At 62.2% G+C, this 22,900-nt stretch carries 20 protein-coding genes and 3 pseudogenes; 8 read left to right on the forward strand and 15 right to left on the reverse strand.

Annotated elements, in window-relative coordinates:
- Position 1: 1 nt before the first annotated feature.
- Together EKH55_RS04595 and EKH55_RS04600 are read right to left on the reverse strand one after the other, a co-directional pair.
- Positions 2-607 (reverse strand): response regulator transcription factor, encoded by a 606-nt coding sequence (locus EKH55_RS04595; protein ID WP_151611086.1) that lies wholly within the window; start codon positions 605-607, stop codon positions 2-4.
- On the reverse strand, positions 604-2,616 hold the full coding sequence (locus EKH55_RS04600) for a two-component system sensor histidine kinase NtrB (RefSeq protein ID WP_210249908.1): 2,013 nt from the start codon (positions 2,614-2,616) through the stop codon (positions 604-606). The genes EKH55_RS04595 and EKH55_RS04600 overlap by 4 nt, the downstream gene beginning before the upstream one ends.
- A 162-nt stretch (positions 2,617-2,778) precedes the next feature.
- On the opposite strand from EKH55_RS04600, the gene EKH55_RS04605 reads away from it, so the two are divergent.
- The 3 genes from EKH55_RS04605 to EKH55_RS04615 all read left to right on the forward strand — a co-directional run bounded on the left by EKH55_RS04605 (position 2,779) and on the right by EKH55_RS04615 (position 5,802).
- Complete coding sequence (locus EKH55_RS04605; protein ID WP_151611087.1) at positions 2,779-3,786, forward strand: TRAP transporter substrate-binding protein; 1,008 nt, start codon at positions 2,779-2,781, stop codon at positions 3,784-3,786.
- A 61-nt stretch (positions 3,787-3,847) separates the two neighbouring features.
- Positions 3,848-4,480 (forward strand): TRAP transporter small permease, encoded by a 633-nt coding sequence (locus tag EKH55_RS04610; protein WP_069460687.1) that lies wholly within the window; start codon positions 3,848-3,850, stop codon positions 4,478-4,480.
- On the forward strand, positions 4,477-5,802 hold the full coding sequence (locus tag EKH55_RS04615) for a TRAP transporter large permease (protein WP_069460688.1): 1,326 nt from the start codon (positions 4,477-4,479) through the stop codon (positions 5,800-5,802). Before EKH55_RS04610 ends, EKH55_RS04615 begins: the two co-directional genes overlap by 4 nt.
- Before the next feature lie 104 nt (positions 5,803-5,906).
- Here EKH55_RS04615 and argC read toward each other — a convergent pair whose 3' ends face one another.
- The 5 genes and pseudogenes from argC to rplM form a co-directional block, all read right to left on the reverse strand.
- On the reverse strand, positions 5,907-6,839 hold the full coding sequence (argC, locus tag EKH55_RS04620) for an N-acetyl-gamma-glutamyl-phosphate reductase (RefSeq protein WP_069460689.1): 933 nt from the start codon (positions 6,837-6,839) through the stop codon (positions 5,907-5,909).
- Positions 6,840-6,921: 82 nt separating this feature from the next.
- Entirely contained in the window at positions 6,922-7,878 is a 957-nt protein-coding gene (speB, locus tag EKH55_RS04625; protein WP_069460690.1) for an agmatinase, read from the reverse strand.
- A 22-nt stretch (positions 7,879-7,900) separates the two neighbouring features.
- Positions 7,901-8,005: pseudogene (locus EKH55_RS29665) on the reverse strand (antibiotic biosynthesis monooxygenase); the annotation flags it as partial.
- Positions 8,006-8,085: 80 nt separating this feature from the next.
- Complete coding sequence (gene rpsI / locus EKH55_RS04635; protein WP_012707595.1) at positions 8,086-8,553, reverse strand: 30S ribosomal protein S9; 468 nt, start codon at positions 8,551-8,553, stop codon at positions 8,086-8,088.
- 2 nt (positions 8,554-8,555) lie between these two features.
- Positions 8,556-9,020 (reverse strand): 50S ribosomal protein L13, encoded by a 465-nt coding sequence (gene rplM / locus EKH55_RS04640; protein ID WP_069460692.1) that lies wholly within the window; start codon positions 9,018-9,020, stop codon positions 8,556-8,558.
- Between the two features lie 317 nt (positions 9,021-9,337).
- On the opposite strand from rplM, the gene EKH55_RS04650 reads away from it, so the two are divergent.
- Positions 9,338-10,159, forward strand: coding sequence for an enoyl-CoA hydratase (locus EKH55_RS04650; RefSeq protein WP_151611088.1), 822 nt, complete (start codon positions 9,338-9,340; stop codon positions 10,157-10,159).
- A 45-nt stretch (positions 10,160-10,204) separates the two neighbouring features.
- Here the strand turns inward: EKH55_RS04650 and EKH55_RS04655 are convergent, their stop codons facing one another.
- Positions 10,205-11,041 (reverse strand): EamA family transporter, encoded by an 837-nt coding sequence (locus EKH55_RS04655; RefSeq protein WP_069460856.1) that lies wholly within the window; start codon positions 11,039-11,041, stop codon positions 10,205-10,207.
- Positions 11,042-11,253: 212 nt separating this feature from the next.
- Here EKH55_RS04655 and EKH55_RS04660 point away from each other — a divergent pair, with 212 nt between their 5' ends.
- From EKH55_RS04660 to EKH55_RS04680, 4 genes and pseudogenes are all read left to right on the forward strand, one after another.
- Entirely contained in the window at positions 11,254-11,682 is a 429-nt protein-coding gene (locus tag EKH55_RS04660; RefSeq protein ID WP_069460694.1) for a CoA-binding protein, read from the forward strand.
- A gap of 18 nt (positions 11,683-11,700) precedes the next feature.
- Positions 11,701-12,984 carry an O-acetylhomoserine aminocarboxypropyltransferase gene (locus EKH55_RS04665; protein WP_151611945.1) on the forward strand — a complete coding sequence of 428 codons (1,284 nt, stop codon included), beginning with the start codon at positions 11,701-11,703 and terminating at the stop codon, positions 12,982-12,984.
- Positions 12,985-13,402: 418 nt separating this feature from the next.
- Positions 13,403-13,810 carry a hypothetical protein gene (locus EKH55_RS04670; RefSeq protein WP_151611089.1) on the forward strand — a complete coding sequence of 136 codons (408 nt, stop codon included), beginning with the start codon at positions 13,403-13,405 and terminating at the stop codon, positions 13,808-13,810.
- Between the two features lie 167 nt (positions 13,811-13,977).
- Positions 13,978-14,203: pseudogene (locus EKH55_RS04680) on the forward strand (hypothetical protein).
- 381 nt (positions 14,204-14,584) lie between these two features.
- Here the strand turns inward: EKH55_RS04680 and EKH55_RS04690 are convergent.
- The 7 genes and pseudogenes from EKH55_RS04690 to EKH55_RS04720 all read right to left on the reverse strand — a co-directional run bounded on the left by EKH55_RS04690 (position 14,585) and on the right by EKH55_RS04720 (position 22,516).
- Positions 14,585-15,520 (reverse strand): MBL fold metallo-hydrolase, encoded by a 936-nt coding sequence (locus EKH55_RS04690; protein ID WP_071025230.1) that lies wholly within the window; start codon positions 15,518-15,520, stop codon positions 14,585-14,587.
- Positions 15,517-16,317, reverse strand: coding sequence for an SDR family NAD(P)-dependent oxidoreductase (locus EKH55_RS04695; protein ID WP_151611090.1), 801 nt, complete (start codon positions 16,315-16,317; stop codon positions 15,517-15,519). Before EKH55_RS04695 ends, EKH55_RS04690 begins: the two co-directional genes overlap by 4 nt.
- Positions 16,318-16,354: 37 nt before the next feature.
- Positions 16,355-16,765 carry a DUF4126 domain-containing protein gene (locus tag EKH55_RS04700; protein WP_427915842.1) on the reverse strand — a complete coding sequence of 137 codons (411 nt, stop codon included), beginning with the start codon at positions 16,763-16,765 and terminating at the stop codon, positions 16,355-16,357.
- 146 nt (positions 16,766-16,911) lie between these two features.
- Positions 16,912-17,742, reverse strand: a pseudogene (locus EKH55_RS04705) (alpha/beta fold hydrolase).
- 258 nt (positions 17,743-18,000) lie between these two features.
- Positions 18,001-18,549 (reverse strand): type 1 glutamine amidotransferase family protein, encoded by a 549-nt coding sequence (locus EKH55_RS04710; protein ID WP_069460700.1) that lies wholly within the window; start codon positions 18,547-18,549, stop codon positions 18,001-18,003.
- A gap of 96 nt (positions 18,550-18,645) precedes the next feature.
- Entirely contained in the window at positions 18,646-21,441 is a 2,796-nt protein-coding gene (locus EKH55_RS04715) for an ATP-binding protein (protein ID WP_486669405.1), read from the reverse strand.
- Between the two features lie 343 nt (positions 21,442-21,784).
- Complete coding sequence (locus EKH55_RS04720) at positions 21,785-22,516, reverse strand: hypothetical protein (RefSeq protein ID WP_151611093.1); 732 nt, start codon at positions 22,514-22,516, stop codon at positions 21,785-21,787.
- Positions 22,517-22,900 lie beyond the last annotated feature (384 nt).

The raw sequence follows: 22,900 nt of genomic DNA on the forward strand, positions 1-22,900 counted from the left end.
GTTACGGGGGGGCCAGTTCTGCCAGCATTCCCGCAAGCTCGGTCGTGTTGCGGGCGCCCAGTTTCTCGAGGACCCGGCTGCGATGCACCTCCACGGTGCGTATCGAGATGCCGAGCTCATGGGCGATCTGTTTGTTGAGCTTCGCCTGCAGCATCAAGTGCATGACCTCCGTCTCGCGATTCGAGAGCGTCTGGACCCGGCGTTGCAGAGCCTGCTGATGCCCCAGGAGCGCACGTCTGTTCTCGTGCGTGGCGACGGCTTTCAGGACGAGATCGACCAGAAGGTTGTCGTTGAAGGGCTTCTCGACGAAATCGAAAGCCCCCGCCTTCAGCGTTTGCACCGCAACGGGCACGTCCGCGTGACCCGTCAGGAAGATGACCGGCGCCGTCCAGCCTCTGGCGCGCAGCCGATCGAACACCTCCGGACCGGACAGGCCTTCCATGCGCACATCGAGAACAACGCAGGCGCAGTCCTCGTCCGGCAGGGCCTCCAGAAACGCCTCGCCGGACGACCAGCCTTGTGTGGAAAGTCCACGCGATGCGAAGAGGAAGGCGAGCGCGTCGCGGATGCTCTCCTCGTCGTCGACAATATGGATCGTGCTCGTCATGAGTAGCCCACCGCCTTTTCCATTTCGTCTGCCAGCGGAAGGGTAACGGTGAACACCGTTCCCCCTCCGGCGCCGGGCCGATGCGCAAGATGGCCGCGATGCAGTTCCACGATCGACCGGCAGATGTTCAGTCCCATTCCCATTCCCTGCTCCTTCGTGGAGGTGAAAGCGTCGAAAAGCCGTCCCGCCACTTCGGGCGCAATGCCTCCGCCCTGATCCTCCACCTCGATTAGCGCATGGCCGTCCGCGCCTTTCAGGAGACGGAGGACGAGTCGGTCGCCCGTGCGGCGGTCCTCGGCCATGGCCTCCATGCCGTTGCGGATCAGGTTCACGAGAACCTGCTCAAGAAGAATGCGATCGGCCATGACCGTCCCGACATCCGTCAGTTCGGTGACGACCCGGACGCGGTTTTCGCGGGCATCCGCCAGCATGAAGCCGATAGTGTCGGTCACCACATCGCGCAGGCGTAGCCTGCCGAAATGCGGTTCGCGCTTCCTTGCGAAATCCTGGATGCGCCGGATGATCTGCCCGGCACGATTGGCCTGGAGCGAGAGCTTTTCGACGGCCGGCCCCAGAACGGCCGGCTCGGCCTTGCCCTGTTGCAACAAATTGGCAAGTCCCGCGGAATAGCTCGCAATCGCCGAGAGCGGCTGGTTCAGTTCGTGCGCCAGCGTCGAAGCCATCTCTCCCAGCGTGACAAGGCGGCCGGTGCGGGCCATGCTCTCGTCCTGGGCTCGGGCCAGCCGGGCCGCCCGTTTGCTATCGGTGATGTCGATGACGGAGCCCATCCAGCCGCGATGGCTGCCTGCGGCGTCGATGAGCGGGGCCTCATAGACCTGCACGTCGATTTCGGTGCCGTCGGCCCGGCGAAACCGGGTCTCGAACGCTTGGGAAACGGCGCCGCCCTCCGTCAGCGCGCGCTGGCGGGCGAGGGTCTCCTCCAGCCGGTCCGGCGACCAATAGGGCATAGGCGGGGAACGCCCGACGAGTTCGGCGGCCGGCCAACCGACGAGCTTGCAGAAGGCCGTGTTCACGTAGAGCACGCGCCCCTGATGGTCCTTTGCTCTCAGCCCCACCGTGAGGCTCTCTTCCATAGACCGGCGAAACGCCATTTCGCCCTCGAGGCGCTGCTCGGCACGCCGCCGGCGTTGTGCACTTCGGTATAGCGTGAGCAAGGCGAGAATGGCGAAAGCCGCCAGACCCGCGATCACGGCGACGAGCAGCGTGTTCACGAAGGCCGTCGGCGGATCATAGGACCCTATCCGCAGAACGGTGCCGGGCAGCGGCGGGTCGAAACTGATCGTGTGGGTCGGGTTTTGCGGATCGGGGCTGCGTTTCGCTCGTCTGGCGATCACGCTTCCGCCTGCGTCGGCGAGTTCGACACCATATTGCTCGGCGATCCACCATGGAATGTGTCGCTCGAGCATCAGCGGGACGGAGATCGTCGCCGTGACGATGCCGGTACCGCCCTGCAGCCAGACGCCCATGCTGAAGCGCTGCGACGTGACCTCGCCGAAAACCGGCCGGGCGGAGACCGTGCGTGACTGCACCATGCGCTCGACGAGCCGCCGGTCCGGCGTGCTGTCGAGTCCCGGCACGGCCCTGGTCACGTTCCCTGCCGCATCATGCCATACGATCGAGAGCACTTCCGGGTTGTTGGCGATATGGAGCCGCGCTCGCGCGTCGAGTACCTCGGCCTGCGTGCCGCCGGAGGCATCGAGCGCCAGTCGCGCCAGCATGTCCTCGTCAACCGAAAGCTGGAATCGCAAGGTCTGTTCCACCCACAGCGCGTCGGTGGCAAGCTTCGTTCGCGCCTGCTCGGCCTCGCTGCGGCTGACGATCCAGACCAGCGCAGCCACAAGCGCCACCAGCGCCACGATGGCCGCAAGGGGCACCAGTGACAGAAGATCGGTCCGACCGCCCTGTTCCCTCACGTTCGCCGACCACGGATCCTCCCCTGGCCGCGTCCCGTCCCGCTCTTTCAGTGCGCCCACCTCCCTCGGTCGCAAGGCCCACTTCTTGAATTTTTCCTGGTTGGGCCTGTCGATTGTGGAAACCCACAATAGCCGTCAGGCGCAAAGGCTGGCAAGGAGAGGCATCATGCAAGCAGGAGCATTCCACGGTTTGCGACCAGCGCCTGCACGGGAGGCATGATTAGAGGAGGAGAAAATATGCTGACACGTCGCACTTTCGCCCGCTTGGCCGGGGCTGCTGCCCTTGCGCTCACCGTTGCATTGCCCGCCTGGGCCGAGCCGGTCGTCATCAAATTCAGTCACGTCGTCGCGCCGGATACGCCGAAGGGCAAGGGGGCGGAGAAGTTCAAGGAGCTGGCCGAGAAATATACCGACGGCGCGGTGAAGGTGGAGGTCTACCCGAACAGCCAGCTTTACAAGGACAAGGAGGAGCTGGAGGCGTTGCAACTCGGCGCCGTGCAGATGCTCGCCCCTTCGCTTGCCAAATTCGGGCCGCTCGGCGTGCAGCAGTTCGAGATTTTCGATCTGCCCTTCCTGATGAACGGCTATGACGATCTTCGCAAGATCACCGATGGAGAGATCGGTAAGTCGCTGCTGTCGAAGCTGGAGGACAAGGGCATCACGGGGCTTGCCTATTGGGACAATGGCTTCAAGGTCATGTCAGCTAACTCGCCGCTGCACACGCCCGACGACTTCCTCGGTCTCAAGATGCGCATCCAGTCCTCGAAGATTCTCGAGGCGCAGATGCAGGCGCTCGGCGCCGTTCCGCAGGTGATGGCGTTCTCGGAAGTCTACCAGGCGCTGCAGACGGGTGTCGTCGACGGCACGGAAAACCCGCCATCGAACATGTATACCCAGAAGATGCATGAGGTGCAGAAGCACGCCACGATTTCCAATCACGGCTATCTCGGCTATGCGGTCATCGTCAACAAGGCCTTCTGGGACGGCCTCGATCCGGCGATCCGGGAGAAGCTGTCGCAGGCAATGGCAGAGTCGACGGAATATGCGAACTCCATCGCCAAGCAGGAAAACGAGGCTGCGCTCGCTGCCATGAAGGCAGCCGGGACGACGGAATTCCACGAATTGACCGAGGACGAGCGTGCCGAATGGGTCGAAGCCCTGAAGCCGGTCTATGAAGAGATGTCCGGACGTGTCGGCGCCGATCTAATCGAGCAGGTCCGCACTACTCTCGGCAGCACCAACTGATCACCACTCGGCCTGCGGGGGCGTGGCTGGCGCCGCGTCCCCTTTTTTTTCGAGGTTCGCCATGACTCTGCGCATCCTCGACCGCCTCGAAGAGATTCTGATTTCCGTGCTCATGGCTGTGGCCGTGGCGCTGATCTTCGTCGCGGTCCTGCACCGTTTTTCCATCGGATTTGCAGCCGACATAGTCGGCTTCGCCCGCACCAACGACATGCCCGCCCTGATGGACTTCGCGCGCTCCTTCTTCAAGACAGTGAACGCGATCAAGCTTACCTGGGCGCAGGAGGCCTGTATCTACCTGTTCGTCTGGATGGCCAAGTTTGGCGCGGCCTACGGCGTGCGCGTTGGTATCCACGTCGGCGTCGATATCCTCGTCGAGCGCCTTACCGGGGCGGCTCGCCGGCTCGTTACCATAGTCGCCATGTCCGGCGGGGTTCTGTTCACCGCAATCATCGCCTGGATCGGCAGCGACTTCGTCTATCATGTCGCAAAGGGCGGTCAGACCTCGCCAGATCTCGAGATCCAGATGTGGATCGTCTATCTCGCGGTTCCGCTTGGGTCGGCACTGATGTGTTTCCGTTTCGTCCAGGCGCTCTGGCTCTACGTGACCACGGGCTTCATTGCGCATCATGACCATGGTGCCGTGGAAGGACTGGAAGAAGAGGCCGAGGATCTTTCCAAGGGAGCTCACGCATGACCGCGCTTCTGATCTTTGCGATTCTTGCGATCCTGCTCGTCACCGGCATGCCCGTCTCCATCGCGCTGGGGTTGACGGTCTTCGCCTTCCTCTTCGGTTTCACCGGCATCCCGATGGACTCGATCGCGTTGAAGCTGTTCACGGGTATCGAGAAATTCGAGATCATGGCGATCCCGTTCTTCATCCTGGCCGGCAATTTCCTTACCCATGGCGGGGTCGCCAAGCGGATGATCCGGTTCGCGACCTCGATGGTGGGGCACTGGTATGGCGGCATGGGACTTGCGTCGGTGCTGGCCTGCGCCCTGTTCGCAGCAATCTCCGGCTCGTCGCCGGCAACGGTGATGGCCGTCGGTTCGATCCTGATCCCCGCCATGGTCCGGCAGGGTTATCCGCCGCAGTTCGGCGTCGGCGCGGTGGCGACGGCCGGCGGTCTCGGTATCCTGATTCCGCCGTCCATCGTGATGGTCATGTATGCCGTCGCCACATCCGGCATGGTGGTGACCGGTCCGAATGGCGAACAGGTCATGTCCGCCTCCATCGGCACCCTGTTCATGGCCGGCGTCGTTCCCGGGCTGATGCTTGCTACGATGCTCGGCGCCACGACCACCTATCGAGCTTGGAAGAACGACTATCCGCGCATGCCGCGGGCGCCGTGGAGCGAGCGCATCAAGGCGTTCCGCGAAAGCGTCTGGGGCCTGATGCTGATCGTGATCATCATGGGTGGCATCTACGGCGGCATCTTCACGCCGACCGAGGCGGCCGCGGTCTCGGCCGTTTATGCCTTCGTCATCGCGGTTTGGGTCTACAAGGACATCACGCTGCGCGAGGTGCCGAAGGTGCTGCTGGCCTCGGCGGCCATGTCGGCGATGCTGCTCTACATCATCACCAATGCCGTCATGTTCGCCTTCATCCTGACCTCGGAACAGATACCGCAGATGCTGTCGTCGTGGATCGTCGATTTCGGCTTCGGCAAGATCGGCTTCCTGCTGATGGTCAACGTGATCCTGCTTATGATCGGCATGGTGATGGAGCCCTCGGCGATCGTTCTGATCATGGCGCCGATACTTTATCCGGTCGCCGTCAAGCTCGGTGTCGACCCGGTTCATTTCGGCATCATGCTGGTGGTCAATATGGAGATCGGGCTTTGCACGCCCCCGGTCGGGCTCAATCTCTATGTCGCCTCTGCGCTATCGAAGCTGGGTCTGACGGAAGTGACGCGAGCAAGCTGGCCATGGCTGCTGACGGCGCTCTGTTTCCTGGCGGCGTTGACCTATGTCCCGGAAATCTCGCTTGCCCTGCCGCGGTTCCTAGGCTTGAACTGAATGCAGGCCGGACACCGAACGGCCGCGACCCGGAACGGGGTCGCGGCCTTGTCGCGTTCGACGCGGCGTGGCAGGTCAGATCGGTCAGGATCTACTGCCGTTGGTCAGGCCGAGAGCATCAGATCCATATTCTGGACGGCCGCCCCCGAAGCGCCCTTGCCGAGGTTGTCGAGCAGGGCGACGAGGTTCACATGCGCGCCGCCGCTGGTGCCGAAGACGAAGAGCTTCATAGTATCCTGGCCGGCGAGCTCGGCGGCATCAATGCGAGCCAGCTGGGCACTTTCTTCGAGCGGCACGACTTCGACGATCGACTGACCGGCATAGTGCTCGACGAGCGCGGCGTGAATGCTTTCGAGCGTCGCGCCGGCCGCAAGCTCGTCGAGATAAAGCGGAACCTGCACGATCATGCCCTGTGGGAAGTTCCCGACGGAGGGCGAGAAGACCGGCGCGCGCTCGAGCAAGCCATGCATCTTCATCTCCGGCACGTGCTTGTGCTTCAGGGGGAGGCTATAGAGGAAGTGCGGTGCGCCGATATGCTCGGGATGCTGCTTGTCCTCCATCTGCGCGATCATCTGCTTGCCGCCGCCCGTATAACCGGAGACGGCATTGACGGTGACGGGATATCCGTCCGGCAGGATGCCCGCCTGGCGCAGCGGCCGGATGGCGCCGATGGCGCCAGTCGGATAGCAGCCGGGATTGGCGACGTGCCGGGCGCCGCGGATCTTCTCGGGCTGCGCCCGGTCCATCTCGGCAAAGCCATAGGCCCAGTCGGGCGCCACGCGATGCGCGGTCGACGTATCGATGATGCGCACGCTGTTGTTGCCGGCGACCATGGCGACCGCCTCCCGCGAGGCATCGTCCGGCAGGCAGAGAATGGCGATATCGGCGCCGTTCAAAAGGTCCTCGCGCATCGCCGCGTTACGACGCTCCGCTTCCGGAATCGACAGGAGTTCGACATCGGAGCGGCCGGCCATGCGCGCGCGGATCTGCAGCCCAGTCGTGCCATGCTCGCCATCGATGAAGATCTTCGGTTTCATGATTTATCCCGCTCCTGCAGACCTTTACGGGGATTTCCGGAATCGGTCTGACATCGAATTGAATCTTTTTGTTAACGCAACGTCAGCCGCGTCGCTCCGCAAGCCATTCGGCGCGCAGGCCCAGCATATACATGGCGATCGTCGACCCAGCAATGGCGGTCATATCCGCATGGTCATAGGCAGGCGCCACTTCGACGACATCGCTGCCAGCGACATGAAGCGCGCCGAGCTTGCTGAGGACGGAAAGGATCTTCGCGCTGGATGGGCCGCCGGCGACCGGGGTGCCGGTGCCCGGTGCAAAGGCCGGATCGAGGCAGTCGATGTCGAAGGTGAGATAGGCAGCGTGGCTGCCGACGTGGCGGACGATCGTCTCGGCGATTTCCCCCGTACGCATCTCCTCGACCTCATGGCCGTAGACGATGCGGATGCCGCAATCCTCCGGCGCATGCGTGCGGATGCCGATCTGGATCGAGCGCTCCGCGTCGATCAGCCCTTCGCGTGCGGCGCGGCCGACGAAGGAGCCATGATCGATACGACCCCCGGCGTCGGGCCAGGTGTCCTGATGAGCGTCGAAATGGACGAGGGCAAGGGGACCATGGAGCGCCACATGCGCCTTGAGCACGGGATAGGTGACGAAATGGTCACCGCCGAGCGTCAGGAGATAGGCGCCCGACCTCAGGATCTTCCCCGCCTCGCGTTCGATGGTCGCCGGCGTCTCGGCGTGGTTGCCGTAGTCGAGCAGGCAGTCGCCATAGTCGATCGTCGCCATGTCCGCGAAGAGATCGCGCTGGAACGGATATTGCGGATCGTTGTCGAAGATCGCAGACGCCCGGCGGATCGCCTGCGGTCCGAAACGGGCACCGGGGCGGTTCGACGTGGCCGCATCGAAGGGAATACCCCAGACGACGGCGTCGACGCCATTAAGGACCTTGGTGTATTTGCGCCGCATGAAGGAGAGGACGCCCGCATGCGTCGGATCCGTTGCCGCGCCGTAGAGCGAGCGGGCCGTGATGGCGTGATCGATGGTTTTTTCCGGCATGCTCAAGCCTCCGTTCTATCGAGCCATAGGCGCGCTCCGCCCGCGCCACACGCACTTCATAATGGCAGTACCATTTTTCCCGGTCCCGCCGTTGCGCAACAAGATGGTCGACGTGCTTTTTCCACGCGAGACTCCGACAATGGATACCAAAAAGAAAAAGGCGGAGCCGAGCCCCGCCTTTTTCGAATTCGCAATTCCGTGCAGCGGTTAACGCTTGGAGAACTGGAACGAACGGCGTGCCTTTGCACGGCCGTACTTCTTGCGCTCGACCACGCGGCTGTCGCGGGTGAGGAAGCCGCCGCGCTTCAGAACGGAGCGCAGGCCCGGTTCGAAGTAGGTCAGCGCCTTGGCGATGCCGTGACGAACGGCACCGGCCTGACCGGAGAGGCCGCCGCCGGCAACCGTCGCGTCGACGTCGAACTGACCATCACGGGCAGCGGCGACGATCGGCTGCTGCAGGATCATCTGCAGGACCGGACGGGCGAAGTAAGCCGAGAAAGGCTTGCCGTTGACGGTGATCTTGCCGGAGCCGGCCTTGACCCAAACGCGGGCGACGGCGTCCTTGCGCTTGCCGGTCGCGTAGGAACGACCCTGCGCGTCGACCTTCTTCACGTGAACCGGAGCGGCCGGTTCCGCCGTCGTGGCGATTTCCTTGAGAGCGGAAAGGTCAGCCATTATCAGGCGCTCCTTATGTTCTTGCTATTCAGCTTGGCGACGTCGAGGACGGTCGGCTGCTGTGCTTCGTGCGGATGGTTCGCGCCTGCATAGACGCGCAGGTTCTTCATTTGGCGACGGCCGAGCGGGCCGCGCGGAACCATGCGCTCAACCGCCTTCTCGATGACCCGCTCCGGGAAGCGGCCTTCGATGATCTGGCGAGCGGTACGCTCCTTGATGCCACCCGGATAGCCGGTGTGCCAGTAGTACTTCTTGTCGGAGTACTTCTTGCCGGTGAGGGCGACCTTCTCGGCATTGATGACGATGACATTGTCGCCGTCATCGACATGCGGGGTGAAGGTGGCCTTATGCTTGCCGCGCAGTCGGTTTGCGATAATGGTGGCGAGGCGGCCGACAACGAGCCCTTCGGCGTCGATGAGGATCCACTTCTTCTCCACCTCTGCAGGCTTCTGAACGAAGGTTGCCATATCTAAACTCTTTCGTTGGACCCGGAAACGAGCCGGGCGTTTCTTGTTGCTTGCTTTGGCCCCGATGAAGCCAAAAAAGAAGGCGGCCCGAGAGGGACCGCGATCTTCGGCAGCTTATACGGAAGGGCGAGGGAGAGGTCAAGAGCGGCATTTTCCGCCTCACCAAAGAAGAGGAAGCAAAAACAATTAGTTATGTAAATGGTATCATAATACCACACAGTTTTTGACCAGGGACGCTCGCGCGAGCGGCCTGCCGGGGTTGAAAGACCTGTGGCTGCGGCGTACGACGTGTTCCTTCGTGATAATGGGAGAAAACCATGGCTGACGTCGTTGCCTTCAGGAAGGAAGAGCCGGGCGGCCTGCTTTTGCGGGAGGCAAAAGGCCCCGTGCTGCGGCTGACGTTGAACAACCCTCCGGCCAATGCCCTCTCGCTCGCGCTTCTGGAGGCGCTGGCGTCGGAACTCGACGCCGTCGCCTCGTCGAAGGAGACCAAGGTCGTCGTCATTGCCGCTTCGGGCAAGGTCTTCTCCGCCGGCCACGATCTGAAGGAACTGACGCTTCATCGCGCCGACAGCGATGGCGGCCGGGCTTTTTTCGAGCGCGCCGTCCGCCTTGCGGCCGATATCATGCTGAAGATCACCAGGCTGCCGCAGGCGGTCATAGCCGAGATCGACGGGCTTGCCACCGCGGCGGGTTGCCAGTTCGTTGCAAGCTGTGATCTTGCGGTCTGCACCGACAGCTCGACGTTCTGCACGCCCGGGGTCAATATCGGCCTCTTCTGCTCGACGCCGATGGTGGCGCTGACGCGCACAGCGCATCGGAAGCAGGCGCTGGAGATGCTGCTCACGGGCGAGACGATCGATGCGTCCACCGCCAAGGACTTCGGCATCGTCAACCGCATCGTGCCGCAGCAATATCTGCGTCAGGTGGTCGACAAATATGCCTCGGTCATTGCCTCCAAATCGCCGCAGGCGCTTAAGATCGGCAAGGAAGCCTTCTATCGGCAGGCCGAAATGCCGCTCGATGCCGCCTATGACTACGCTGTCGGCGTCATGGTCGAGAACATGCTCGCACGGGATGCGGAGGAGGGGATCGGTGCCTTTCTCGGTAAGCGCATGCCCGAGTGGAATGAGGACTAGCAGGTCCACGAGAGTGCCTGCGGCAAACCTGAAGAATCCAGGCCCCTAAGCGAGCCGGAGCAGCAGGGCGCCGAGCGCAATCACGCAGGCCGCGGCGATGCGCCAGATGCTGACGCGTTCCTTCAGGAACACGACGGAAATCACCACTGCAAAGAGGATGGCGGTCTCGCGCAGCGCCGCGACGGTCGCAACCGGAGCCCTGGTCATCGCCCAGAGCGCCAGCCCGTAGGAGCCGAGCGAGCCGGCGCCGCCGACAAGGCCGCGCAACCAATGGTGACGGACGTGGCCCAGCACGGACCTGACGCCGCGCGTCATGAAAGCCCAGGCGAAAAGCAGGACCGGGGGCAGCGGTGCCATCCAGAGCGTATAGGAGATGGCGTTGCCGGAAACACGCGCGCCGATACCGTCGATGAAGGTGTAGCTCGCAATCACGCAGGCGTTCAGAAGGGCGAGAGCAATGGCGCGCCGGCCGCCCTTGCGCGATTCCAGCGCGAGCGTCAGCACCCCCGCCGAGATCGTCAGGATTCCGGCGAGCGCGCCGTCGGTCAGATGCTCGCCGACGACGATGCTGCTCGTCGCCGCGACGATTAGTGGCGCCGTGCCGCGCATGAGCGGGTAGACGAGGCCGATATCACCGGCGCGATAGGAGGCGGCCACCAGTTGGAAATAGGCGAACTGGAAGATTGCCGAGACCAGGATGAAGGGCCATGCCTCCGGCCGCGGCAGCGGCAGGAGGGGGAGAAACGGCAGCGCCACGACGGCGGCGCCGAGCGCAACCATGGCGGCGTCCAGCGACTTCTCCGCGCCGGCTTTGACGAGCGCATTCCAGGTCGCATGCAGAAGCGCCCCGAAGAGCACGAGCGCAATGACATCAAGCGGCAAGATGAACCTCGGTTGGCGCTTCGGAAGGAGGGTCGGGAACTTGTCGCCTTGCATTCGGGGAAATGCAACCGGATTCCAGTATCCGAGTTGAAATTCGGCGAGACGACAACGAATCGGTGCAAAGCCGGCCGAAAGAACCGCGATTTGGTTGACTCGTCGCGGGGCGGCGCCAACTATCGGCGCAATTGGCATTCGATGGGCGGACTGGAAGCATGAAACACGATTCTTATCCGGATGGTTACCTCGCCGATATCCTGCGCGAGACGAAGACAGTCGCCCTCGTCGGCGCCTCGCCGAAGCCCGAAAGGCCGAGCCATCGGGTAATGGCTTTCCTGCTGCGTAAGGGATACCGCGTCATCCCGGTCAATCCCGGCCAGGCGGGCAGAACGATCCTCGATCAGCCTGTCGTTGCAAGGCTCGCCGACATCGCCGAGCCGATCGACATGGTCGACGTTTTCCGAGCCCCGGCGGCCTTGCCGGGGCTCGTCGACGAAATCCTGGCTCTCCCCCGTTTGCCCAAGGCAATCTGGGGCCAATTGTCGGTGCGCGACGACGAAGCCGCGGCCAAGGCCGAAGCCGCGGGCCTAAAGGTCGTGATGGATCGCTGCCCGGCCATCGAGTATCCGCGTCTGATCGGCTAGGCGAATAGGGAGAACATGATGACGAAAGCCGGACCCGGCTTCAGCACGCTGGCCATACACGCGGGAGCCCAGCCCGACCCGACGACCGGCGCGCGCGCGACGCCGATCTACCAGACGACGAGTTTCGTCTTCAACGACGCGGATCACGCCGCGGCACTCTTCGGGCTGCAGCAATTCGGCAATATCTACACCCGTATCATGAATCCGACGCAGGCGGTACTGGAGGAGCGGATTGCCGCGCTCGAAGGCGGCACGGCGGCGCTTGCCGTGGCTTCGGGCCATGCAGCCCAGCTTCTCGCATTTCATACGATCATGAGCCCGGGCGACAACTTCATCGCGGCACGGCAGCTCTATGGCGGTTCCGTCAACCAGTTCGGCCAGGCCTTCAAGTCCTTCGCCTGGCAGGTGCGTTGGGCCGATTGCGCCGATCCGGAAAGCTTCGGGGCAGAGATCGACGGGCGCACGAAGGCGATCTTCATCGAGAGCCTCGCCAATCCGGGCGGCATCTTCGTCGATATCGCAGCGGTTGCCGAAGTCGCCCGCCGGCACGGCCTGCCGCTGATCGTCGACAATACGATGGCGACACCCTATCTCGTGCGGCCGCTGGAGCACGGGGCGGATATCGTCGTCCATTCGCTGACCAAGTTCATCGGCGGCCATGGCAATTCGATGGGCGGCATTCTGGTCGACGGCGGCACGTTCGATTGGTCGAAATCAGGCAAGTATCCGCTTCTTTCCGAGCCACGGCCTGAATATGCGGGCATCGTGCTGCACCAGGCCTTCGGCAATTTCGCCTTCGCCGTTGCGGCCCGCGTCCTGGGGCTCCGGGATTTCGGACCGGCGATCTCGCCCATGAACGCCTTCCTGATCCAGACGGGCGTCGAGACGCTGCCGCTGAGGATGCAGCGCCATTGCGATAACGCACATGCCGTGGCCAAATGGCTGGCGGCGCAGGAAAAGGTCTCCTGGGTCCGCTATGCCGGGCTCGATGGCGACCCGAACCATGCGCTCCAGCAGCGTTACTCTCCGAAGGGGGCGGGCGCTGTCTTCACCTTCGGGCTCAAGGACGGATACGAGGCGGGCAAGCGTTTCGTCGAAGCGCTCGAGATGTTCTCGCATCTCGCGAATATCGGCGACACCCGCTCGCTCGTCATTCACCCGGCCTCGACCACTCACCGGCAACTCACGCTGGAACAGCAGGTTTCTGCCGGTGCCGGGCCGGAGGTCGTCCGTCTGTCGATCGGCATCGAGGACGTCGAGGACATCATTGCCGACCTGGATCAGGCGCTGGCGAAGGTCTGATGTTGTTCATCACAAACGTCTGTTTTTTCCGCGCATACCTCTGACACGTTTCAACCGTCGATGGTGGGTGTATTCTGAGGAAAACAAACAGAAATCCCCCGCATGTGAAACTTGTGGCAGGGGATTTGGCAGGTCCATCTGGATGTTTGCAGGATTGTGATCCAGCCACTTTTCGGCTACCCAGCCCCAGCCGATTTCCTGAACCAGACGGTAGATGCGTTGGGGCAGCTAAAAAGCCTTCCCCCTCCAGCCACTAACCTCAGTGTGGAGTCGTTGGGCTAACCTTCTCCAACCATATAACGCGTGTTATCGGGCTATTGCGTATGCCGTCTGGGCACATCCTATATTCAATGGCAAAAAGCCGGTGGCTGCAATTTCGGGTCTGGATCGTGCTCGGCACGAGCTAGGCCACCACTTCGTGGGCTACCATCTCAAGTTTGAGATGGGCGACGTTTCGATCGAACCTCCGCTAGGCAATCTGGTCTTCATCGGCGGCACTTCGGAACTCGACACGTCAAGGCCGATAACTTCGATGCTTGAGTTGGAAAAGTGGTGCGAGGACCGGGTGAAGGTCTTGTACGCAGGCGTAATAGCCCAAGCTCTAAAGGGAGGCGTGGTCGACAACCAAGCGGCTATCTGTCTTACCACCGAAGTCAGCGGCCATATGGATCACAAGATGGTCTCGCAGCTAATGAACCTCCTTCGCAACGTCCGCTACAGTGATCGCCCCCGAGCCGACGCGGAAATCTCCATGCAGGCCGACGAGCTCGAGCTTTGGAGTGAAACGTCCGACTTGGTCGCGAGCTACGCGTCCGAGATCGAGTGAGTGGCCGTTGACCTTCTGAAGAAGCTAAAACTTACAAGACCGGAATTCGAGGCTCATCCCCTAGTCAAAGCTCGCTTTCCGTAGCGACTCATCCCCGGTACGGAGCACACAAGCGACCACGCGCCGACCTGGATCGAACATTCAGATGGGCCTACGGAGGAAGGTCAATGACGATGAATGATTGGCGGGCCGAGCTGCGCCTCGAACTGGAAAAACTGGTTGACGCCGCCGTCGTCGCCGGCGCGCGCCAACAGGATGTCTTCGCCGCCATTCTTGACGAGGTTGGACAACCTTCGGACCGCCTACGAACGAGACCCTGATCCCGCCGAAGACGTCGGCGAACAAGTCATCGAAGGACCGACCAACAATTGGCCCGCCGCCGACAAAGGCTGAGTGAAATTGAGAATGAGCCAGCACGGACCCATACTGGGCGTCGCCGGTCAGAACGGGATTATAGAGCCGCGCCGGGCTGGAAACCGAAGAGGCAGATGGCGGCAGCGACGGCCAACTCGAAGGAGTTTGATGCTTCACGCCAGCGAGCGGAGCAAGGTCCAGGGCGCGAATGACTTCCTCGTCTTCGGCACGGTCCCCTGCGCATTGTCACTTCTTCACAGCTCGGTTTCCGGCCATCCAAGACACGGGCGTTCGGGATTTCGTGGTGGGCGTCTTCCACCGGGAGAACTGGACCGTCGGGGGAGCCTCGGATGAAATTGATGGGTATGAGCCGCATGATCTCGTGGACTCCGGGCCGCCCTGCACACCGGGAGTGACGTCCTATGCCTTCACGAACGCATATCCGCTCCCGCGACGCTCCGCATACCCGATGCCTGGATATGCCCAGTGGTAGCCGAGCATCCGCAACTTCTCGGACGCAGCCCGATCCAAGAGCATTTGCCTGCTTTTGAGAGCGGTCTCCGCGTCGGTATCGAAGCCGAAATGCCATGAAGGATGCTCGAAGAAGATGACATCATTGGTGCAGGCGTCCCCTGTGACGAGGAGGTTCTCGTCGCCGGCGAGTTCGATTGACATGTGACCTGGCGTATGGCCTGGGGTGTCAACGACCAGCATGCCAGGTACGATCTCCTCGCCCGGTTTGACGAGTGTCAGTCGATCCCGTACGGCGAACAGGTCGCGCTGGGCCCCCTGCGCGAAACCGTGCAGGACTGGAGGCATCTTGGCTTCGAAGTTCTTGTCGGTCCAGAAATCCCATTCGGCCCGGCTGACGAAGTAATGGGCATTGGGATACAGAACCTTGCCGTTGGAGGTGATCGTCGCGCCCGAGTGATCGGGATGGGCATGGGTGAAGACGACCTTCGTGATCTTCGCGGGGTCCACGCCCAAGGCGCTGAGGTTGACCGCGAGCTTTCCGGCCGTGGACTGGAAATTCGACCCGGAGCCGTTGTCAATCAGAATGAGGTCGTTGCCGTGGCGGATGAGTGGAATATTGGCCTGCACAGGTGCGCCTTGGTCGTTGCCGCCGAGCCTTGCCATTATCATCTGCCGTTCCTCGGGCGTGGCGTCTGGCAGGAGTATTTCGGCTGGCAGTGTAATGAAGCCGTCACTGACGACGGTGATGTCGAACGCGCCGTGCTTGAACCGGTGGAAATCGGAGGCGTACAAGGCTGGCGGAAGTACTGCGGCCGAAGCCGCCGCGGCGGTGACTGAGAGTAAGTCGCGACGCGTGAATAGCACTGCTCTTGGATCGCTCATCTCATCTCTCCTCTCGGCCGATACCGTGCGGCCGCATGTTTCAGCGAGAGGTGCGGCCCGAGGTCGCGTCTTGTCCTTTCATGCTGCTCCCAGAGGTCGCCGTCGGCGAGGGAGGGGATCGTCACCACCTCCCCGCGATCGAAACCAGCCAGGGCTGCGTCCACCATTTCGCCCGCGTCCATCATCATGTCCGCGGGGATCACGCCGATGTCGATGCCGGCTCTGTCGAATATCTCGGTTCGCGTGAAGCCCGGAAGCACGGTTTGCATCCGGACGCCGTGTGGCTCCAGTTCTGCGGACAACGCCTGCGTCAGAGCAAGAACGAACGCCTTAGTCGCGACGTAGGTCGCGTTGAAACGCTCGGGCATCAGCGCCACCGCGGAAGCTATGTTTATGATCGTTCCATTGCGGCGGTGCGCAAAGGTGTGCGCCGCCGTCGCGGTCAGGGAATGCAGGACGTCGACATTGAGCTGGACCATCTTGCTGAGACTGTCGGGGTCCGATCCCAGCAAAGGGCCGTTCGGGCCGATGCCGGCACAGTTCACAAGCAGGGATATCTCGGCGTCCTCGCGAAGCTTCACAATTACCCGTTCCAGATCGGCCACGCTGGTGAGGTCTGCGATCAGAGGAGTGACGACCACGCCGTGGTCGCCCGACAGACGGTTGGATAGTGATTTCAGGCGGTCGAAGTCACGGGCGACGAGAATGAGATCGTGACCCCGGCGGGCCAGCCGTTCGGCGTAAACCGCGCCGATGCCTGATGAGGCTCCGGTGATAAGGGCTGTTCCTTGTGTCATTTTGCTTTCCTGTTCGCTTGAGTAGCGTTGAGAGCGGTCATGGTACGGACGCCACGATGAGGAGAGCGCCGCCGATCGCCACGGCATCCTCGATGAGGGCAGCCGGAGTGTCGCGTCGGAACGCTTTGGCCAGCCTGCCGCGGGCGGCGGCACCCGCGAGCGTCCCGGCAATCGCACCGAAGGTGCCGGCGAGTAAGGCTTCGGTGAGCGACCCGCCGGCCGCGCCCACGGTAGCTCCTGCGAGCGCCCCCATGAGAATGCGAGCGCCGAATTGCATCGGCACTTTGCGGGACGGGGTGTTCGGGAGCTGGTCGGTGACGAGCTCGACGAGCGCCAGCGCAGTGAAAATCAAGGGCGTCCACCTGTAGCCCATGAAAGCGAGCGGGGTCCCGGAGACATCGAACCAGCCGAGGTGGGCCGCCCAGGCGGCGGCCGCCGGGGCTGTCATTGCACGGAGGCCTGCGGTGATGCCGATGAGTATTGCGAGGGCGTATGTCACCCGTATTCCCCTTTCCAGTGCGTCTTTGTTGCCTAGCCAAACAGAATGGGGAGGGGCACCGAAACGATACTCTCGGTGCGGTTCTCCTCGCCGGGTCAGCCGCGGATAAAGCCCAGGAGGTCCGCGTTGATAATCTCGGGGTGGGTGGTGCACATGCCGTGAGGCAGGCCTTCGTAGGTCTTTAGCGTGCCGTTCTTCAGGAGCTTGACCGAAAGCGGAGCGGAGTCGGCATAGGGGACGATCTGATCGTCGTCGCCGTGCATGACCAGCGTCGGCACCTTTATCCGCTCGAGGTCTTCGGTGAAGTCCGTCTCGGAGAAGGCCTTGATGCAGTCGTAATGGGCCTTCGCGCCACCCATCATGCCCTGACGCTACCAGTTGTCGACGACGCCCTGGCTGACTTTCGCGCCGGGGCGGTTGAACCCGTAGAACGGTCCGGCAGGAATATCGAGGAAGAACTGGGCGCGGTTGGCGACGAGCGCGGCGCGGAAGCCGTCGAAAACCTCGATCGGCAGGCCGCCGGGGTTCTTGTCCGACTTCACCATGACGGGCGGAACCGCGCCGATCAGCACGGCCTTCGCCACGCGCCCGGGCTTGGCCCGCGCGACGTAGTGCGCAACCTCACCGCCGCCTGTCGAGTGGCCGACATGGACAGCGTCCCTGAGATCAAGCGCATCCGTAAGCGCCGCGACATCGGCCGCATAGGTGTCCATTTCGTTGCCGGACGACGTCTGCGTGGAACGGCCGTGGCCGCGACGGTCATGCGCGATGACGCGATAACCCTTGTCCAGGAAGAACATCATCTGGGCATCCCAGTCGTCGGCGCTCAGCGGCCACCCGTGATGGAAGACGATGGGCTGGGCGTCGCGTTGTCCCCAGTCCTTGTAGAAAATTTCCGTTCCGTCCGCGGTCCTGATAAACGACATGTCCTCACTCCTCTTCTCGGTTGAAGTCGCTGGAGGGGCGGCCGACGTTTTGCCGGGCAATACGATTGCGGCGAGGGCGAAACCTCCCGCAAGCAGCACGTCCCTCCGTGTGGCCTCCGCCGTGAATGCGACTGATTGTTCATCCATTTTGCATCTCCCTTGCGGTGTCCGCCTGAACGATTGCAACCTCTTCCAGAAAGGGCGTTTTCGCGAGTTAAGTGTCGTAAATCCGTGCAAAGGAGCGGTGTAGACAGTGAGTTACGCCGTCGTCGCGAACTGCCTGCGAAGTTCGATCACGTTGAGGAGTGCATGTGCCGCGAGCGCCGCAGACTGCCCACTGTCACCGACGACCAGCAACCCGCTCCCCGCGCCTTCGGCAGCGATGTCGAGGCCTCGGCCGGGGATGATCGCCACGGGCTTCATGTCTCCGAGGAAGGCCCGGATCATGGGCGCGACGCCCAGGCCGTCCGCCCCCCAGATCGAGCCTGAAAATCCGAAACAGAACGCTGCGTCGAAATCGTCGATGACGATCTGATCGAGGCTCAGAGTATCGGCAAAGTCATCCCTCGCGTCGCGATCCGAGAGAAAGCGCTGAACGCATGGCTCCTCGCTTGGGAACTGGCGCAGATCGGGGGCAAGCGCGGCATACCCGCCCGTCGGCGTGGCGAGAACGACGTCCGCCTCTACGTCCTTGAACATGTAGTAAACGGGTGCAATTCGCTCGATGCGTATTTCATCGTTCGAGGACTCTCCGACCATATCCGCCGACAGAATGACCAAAAGGCGGATCGGTGTGGCATGGTCCATTTGCACTCTCCTCTTCCTGGCATTTGTGCACGGATCGGGGAGGGCGGACGAGTTGAGAGTTGTAAATCGGTGTAAACGGAACGCTCTATCCGCATCTCACGAAGGCACGGAAGGATCGCCCGCGGGAATGATTGGCGGTGCCTGCATCCCCCCATCACCTCGCCGCTCGATGACAAACTCGTCGGCTTGGGCAGCGGCCAGCGCGGCGCGACACTGGGCGATGTCCTCCACGATGAGACGTTTCCATCCCTCCGCCTTGTCGACGAGCGCGCTTTCGAGAGCGGCTTCGAACGCGGCCAGTGCCGACGGTCCACCGCCCGCCGCCTGGGCTTCTATATGGCCCTTGACTCGATGAAGCTCGGGCAGGCACCAGCGCTCGCCAGAAGAGGCGCAGCGGCCGAGCGCGGCATTTATTGCCGCCAGTGCCTCTTCCAGGCAGCCTGAGGCGGCAAGAGCCTTGGCCTCCGTCGTCTGGAAGATCGTCTGGAAGAGCGTGAAGCCTGCCCCGACGAGCACGCCCATGCTCGAGCGTATTTGTGTCAGGCACTCGCCCGGCTTTCCCGTTCTGAGCTGAAGTTCGGCCTCGAAGCAGTCCGCATAGGTGTTCCAGACGTCGAGTGACAGCGCCTTCGTGTGCTCGCGCAGGAGCTCGATGTATTCTGCTGCAAGGTCGTTGCGGCCAGCAAGCAAAGCTATGGGGCATGCCGCCTCCGCCAGGACGTTGCTGAGCGAAAGGTGGTGGCGGATGTCCAGCGCGTGCCTGATGGTCTCGGCGATCTCGCGGAGGGCGGCGTCCTCTTCCCCCAGGACCCAAAGGCACCGCGCCAGAATGATCCTCGCGGTCACTCGCTGGTCGAACTGGAAACGGACGGAATGTCGCCCGTCGGGAACGGTCTCGTACTCGGCCAGCATCATCCGGAGCTCGTCCACCGCTTCCGCGTGTCGGCCGAGCCAGTGCAGTGTTGCTCCATGCATGCGGCGTCCGATGATGACGTCCGCCCGATCGGGTGAGGATGGCGCGACTGCCAGATAACGACCGACCAGCTCGAGGGCGGGTCTCGGCTCCCCTCGGTTTATCGCGTCTACCCACAACGCCCACATGGCGCGCAGCTGGTAGTCGACATCGCCCAGCTTTTCCGCGATGTGCAAGGCCGTCGTCCATGCGCCTATGCCATGCTTCGACGCATCGGTGGATCGCATCTGCGGCCATCCAAGCGCAGCATACAGCTTCATCCTGCTCCGCTCGTCGAGATCGGGTCGCGCATCGAGGTGGCCGAGTGCCTTGGTTACGGCGACCAGACATTCGTCGAGTAGGGAAAGGCGGAAGAGGAGGGGCAGAGCGGCCACGGTCAATCGTACCGCTCGGAGGATGTCGCCCGAATTGCCGAAGCTCCACTCGAGCGCAGCGCGAAGGCCAGGCACCTGCTGCGCGAAATCCTGCGACCACTCGTCCATCGAGACGGAATAAATCTCCCCTTCCGCCGCCTCGAGCAACGCGATGAGGTGTTCGGAAAAACTGGACATGACAACGGAGAACTCTCCGGCGTCGGCCAATTTCTCCGAGGCGTAGAGGCGGGTGGTGTCGAGCAGGCGATAGACCGGCTCACCGTAATGGGTGTCCGCGACCAGCAGCGATTTCGAGACGAGTGCCGCAAGAAGGTCATCGGCTTCGCCGCCGGAGATAACGGCGCGCGCGGCTCCTCCCGTGAAGCCGCCTGGCAGGACCGAAAGTTCTTTCAGGGCCTGCTGCTCCGGCGGCGGGAGACGCAGATAGCTCCAGTCGATCGTTGCACGAAGCGTCTGATGCCGGGGAAGCGCCGTCCTGCGGCCGCGCGACAGCACGCGGAAGCAATCGGAGAGGGAGCGTGACAGCGCGGCCACGCCAAGGGACTCAAGGCGGCCCGCGGCAAGCTCGATTGCCAGGGCGATGCCGTCGAGCCTCGAGCAGATTTCCGCGACGTAGGGCGCGTCGGCATCCGAAAGTTCGTACCCGCCGAGACAGGCGTCGGCGCGATCCACGAACAGCTGGACCGCTGGGGAAACCAAGGCGGCCGCGGCGGTGGCGGCAGAAGGAGGAAGACCCAAGGGCTGCAGGCGGTAGACGCGTTCGCCGCGTGCGCGGAGAGGCTCGCGGCTCGTTGTGAGTACTCGCGGAGATATTGTCTGATCCAGCAGCGCTTCAGCGAATTCGGCCGCGTGCTCCACAACGTGCTCACAACTGTCGAGGACGACCACCACATTACGCGCATCGAGATGTGCGCTTATGTCCCTCACTATGTTGTCGGTGCGGATCAGGATGCCCAGCTCCGACGCGACCACGGTGGGGACCAGAACTCCATTCCCGATTTCCGAGAGATCGATCCAGACAGCGTCAAGGTCTGCCGCACACCTCGACAAGACGGCTTTCGCGAGGGTTGACTTACCAATGCCGCCCGGTCCGCAGATCGTGACCAGCCGCTCCTTGGCCAGTTGGCCCGCAATTCCGGCGATGCTTTCCTCTCGGCCGAAAATGCGCGCGGGAAAGCGTCCGGAGTGCGAATTCGCAAGCGGAGCGACACGTACGGACGCTGCCCGGTTGTCCCGTTCCAGAGGGGCGATGAACGCGTATCCGCGTCCCGGAACGTTACTTATGAACCGCGGAGAGCCCTGGCTATCCCCAAGTGCCTTTCGGAGCGCCGATAGATGCACCCTGAGATTCGCCTCGTCGACGAACGTATTGGGCCAGACCTGCTTGACGATCTCGTCGTTGGTCTTCAATTCGCCGGGATGCGATGCGAGGAATGACAGGATGTCGAGCGCCCGGCTTCCCAGCGGCACCGCTGTTCCCTCCTTCAACAGGCTGCGCCTGGCGGGGATTAACCGAAATGGCCCGAAGCGTATTTCCTCTTCCAAAGCGCCGCCCTCATGGAACTACCGAAGATTGAGCCGGCGACGCGCTAGTTGTCAATCAAACCGTAAAGACGCGGATCACGTCTCACCGCGACTTGCCTACAGGGCGATTGCAGCTGTCTAGGACATTGATATTCCCCTAGAGCGGGAAGAGTGTTCGGGGGCGAGGCATGCGTATTGGGCTGGGCGTCTGCAGTGGTCATCCGACGGACTGTTCGACGAACGCTAAGGCAAGCGCGCAATTAGCTACGCATTAGGCGTTCGGCTAAACCTCACGATAATCGCTCACCGGATGCCTCGCAGACAGATCGCAGAATTCAGACGAAATGGTGCTGACGATCTATGTTCACGCCGCCGCTTCAGTTGTAAGTTGAGGCCATATGCGTGCGTCAATCGAACGAAAGGCAGCCGTCTTCTTAAATGCGGCGAAGAGTTCGTTGCGGAACTTCCTAATTGCAGCTTGGCTTCCTTCGTTTACCAGCCAAGCCTTTCTGACAAGGTCGTAGAAAGCACGATGCTCTTTAAAGTGAGCCTTGCTCAAAATCCGCTGAAGACCGTGAGTCGATCTACCCGCGGACTTTTCCTCAGCGATCTTCTCGGCAATACTGTCGAAGTCCTTCAATACGTCGCTTGCCGTGAGCTTCGAGTAACCGAAGGCCTGTACCTCGTGCCAGAAGGCGTTATGCGCCTCGCCCGTCATCAGTTCTCGCAGAAAAATGGAAAACATGCGATCGGGTGGCGACCCGCCCGGCAAGGCTATTATGTGGTGCTTTGGATCGGACATTTGGTCGCCGTCGAGTATGCATATCGACCGCATCGATGACTGATTCATCTTCAAATCGCGGAAGAGGCTGGTCAGAGCGTCTGAACCGATGTTCGCCTCAACGAAGTGCAGAAGGTTCTTCGCCGACGCAAATCCGGTGTCCAACGTCTTGCTTATGTAGTCGAGGAGGTGTTGCAAGAAAAACCGAGCCTCGTCATCCTCCGTGTACACGGGGATGAAAATGTTTCGGTACAGGGACGAAGCCTGAAGACCGCTTAGATGCATTTCAATGTGCGAGGGACCAGGATCAGGCATGGTGCTCACACTGTCCATCTGATGATGCGGTGGTCTACGTGTTCCTGAGTTTCAACTTTCATATACCATCCCGCCGCGAATCTTCGCGCTAAACTAACGTAAGTCGCTCAGGAATATTCCACAACACCAGAGCTAAACGCTTATCAGTTCACCATAACAACTGTCGCGGCAACAATCGCATTTGTCACCCCCCGGTGTTGGACGCTGATGTTTGAGGCCGGACCCGGCTAGCCCACGGGAGCCTCGGCCTAATGGCGAGCCCGAGGAAACGAAGCTATCCGCCTCAGTGCGATCGCCGGCAGATAGCTGCGGATCAGTCCGACGGAGCGGGGGACAGGAAACTGACTGGAGTTAGATGGGAAGGGGAGGCCCGGCCTCGTTCTT

Source organism: Sinorhizobium alkalisoli, assembly GCF_008932245.1.
Taxonomy (GTDB): domain Bacteria; phylum Pseudomonadota; class Alphaproteobacteria; order Rhizobiales; family Rhizobiaceae; genus Sinorhizobium; species Sinorhizobium alkalisoli.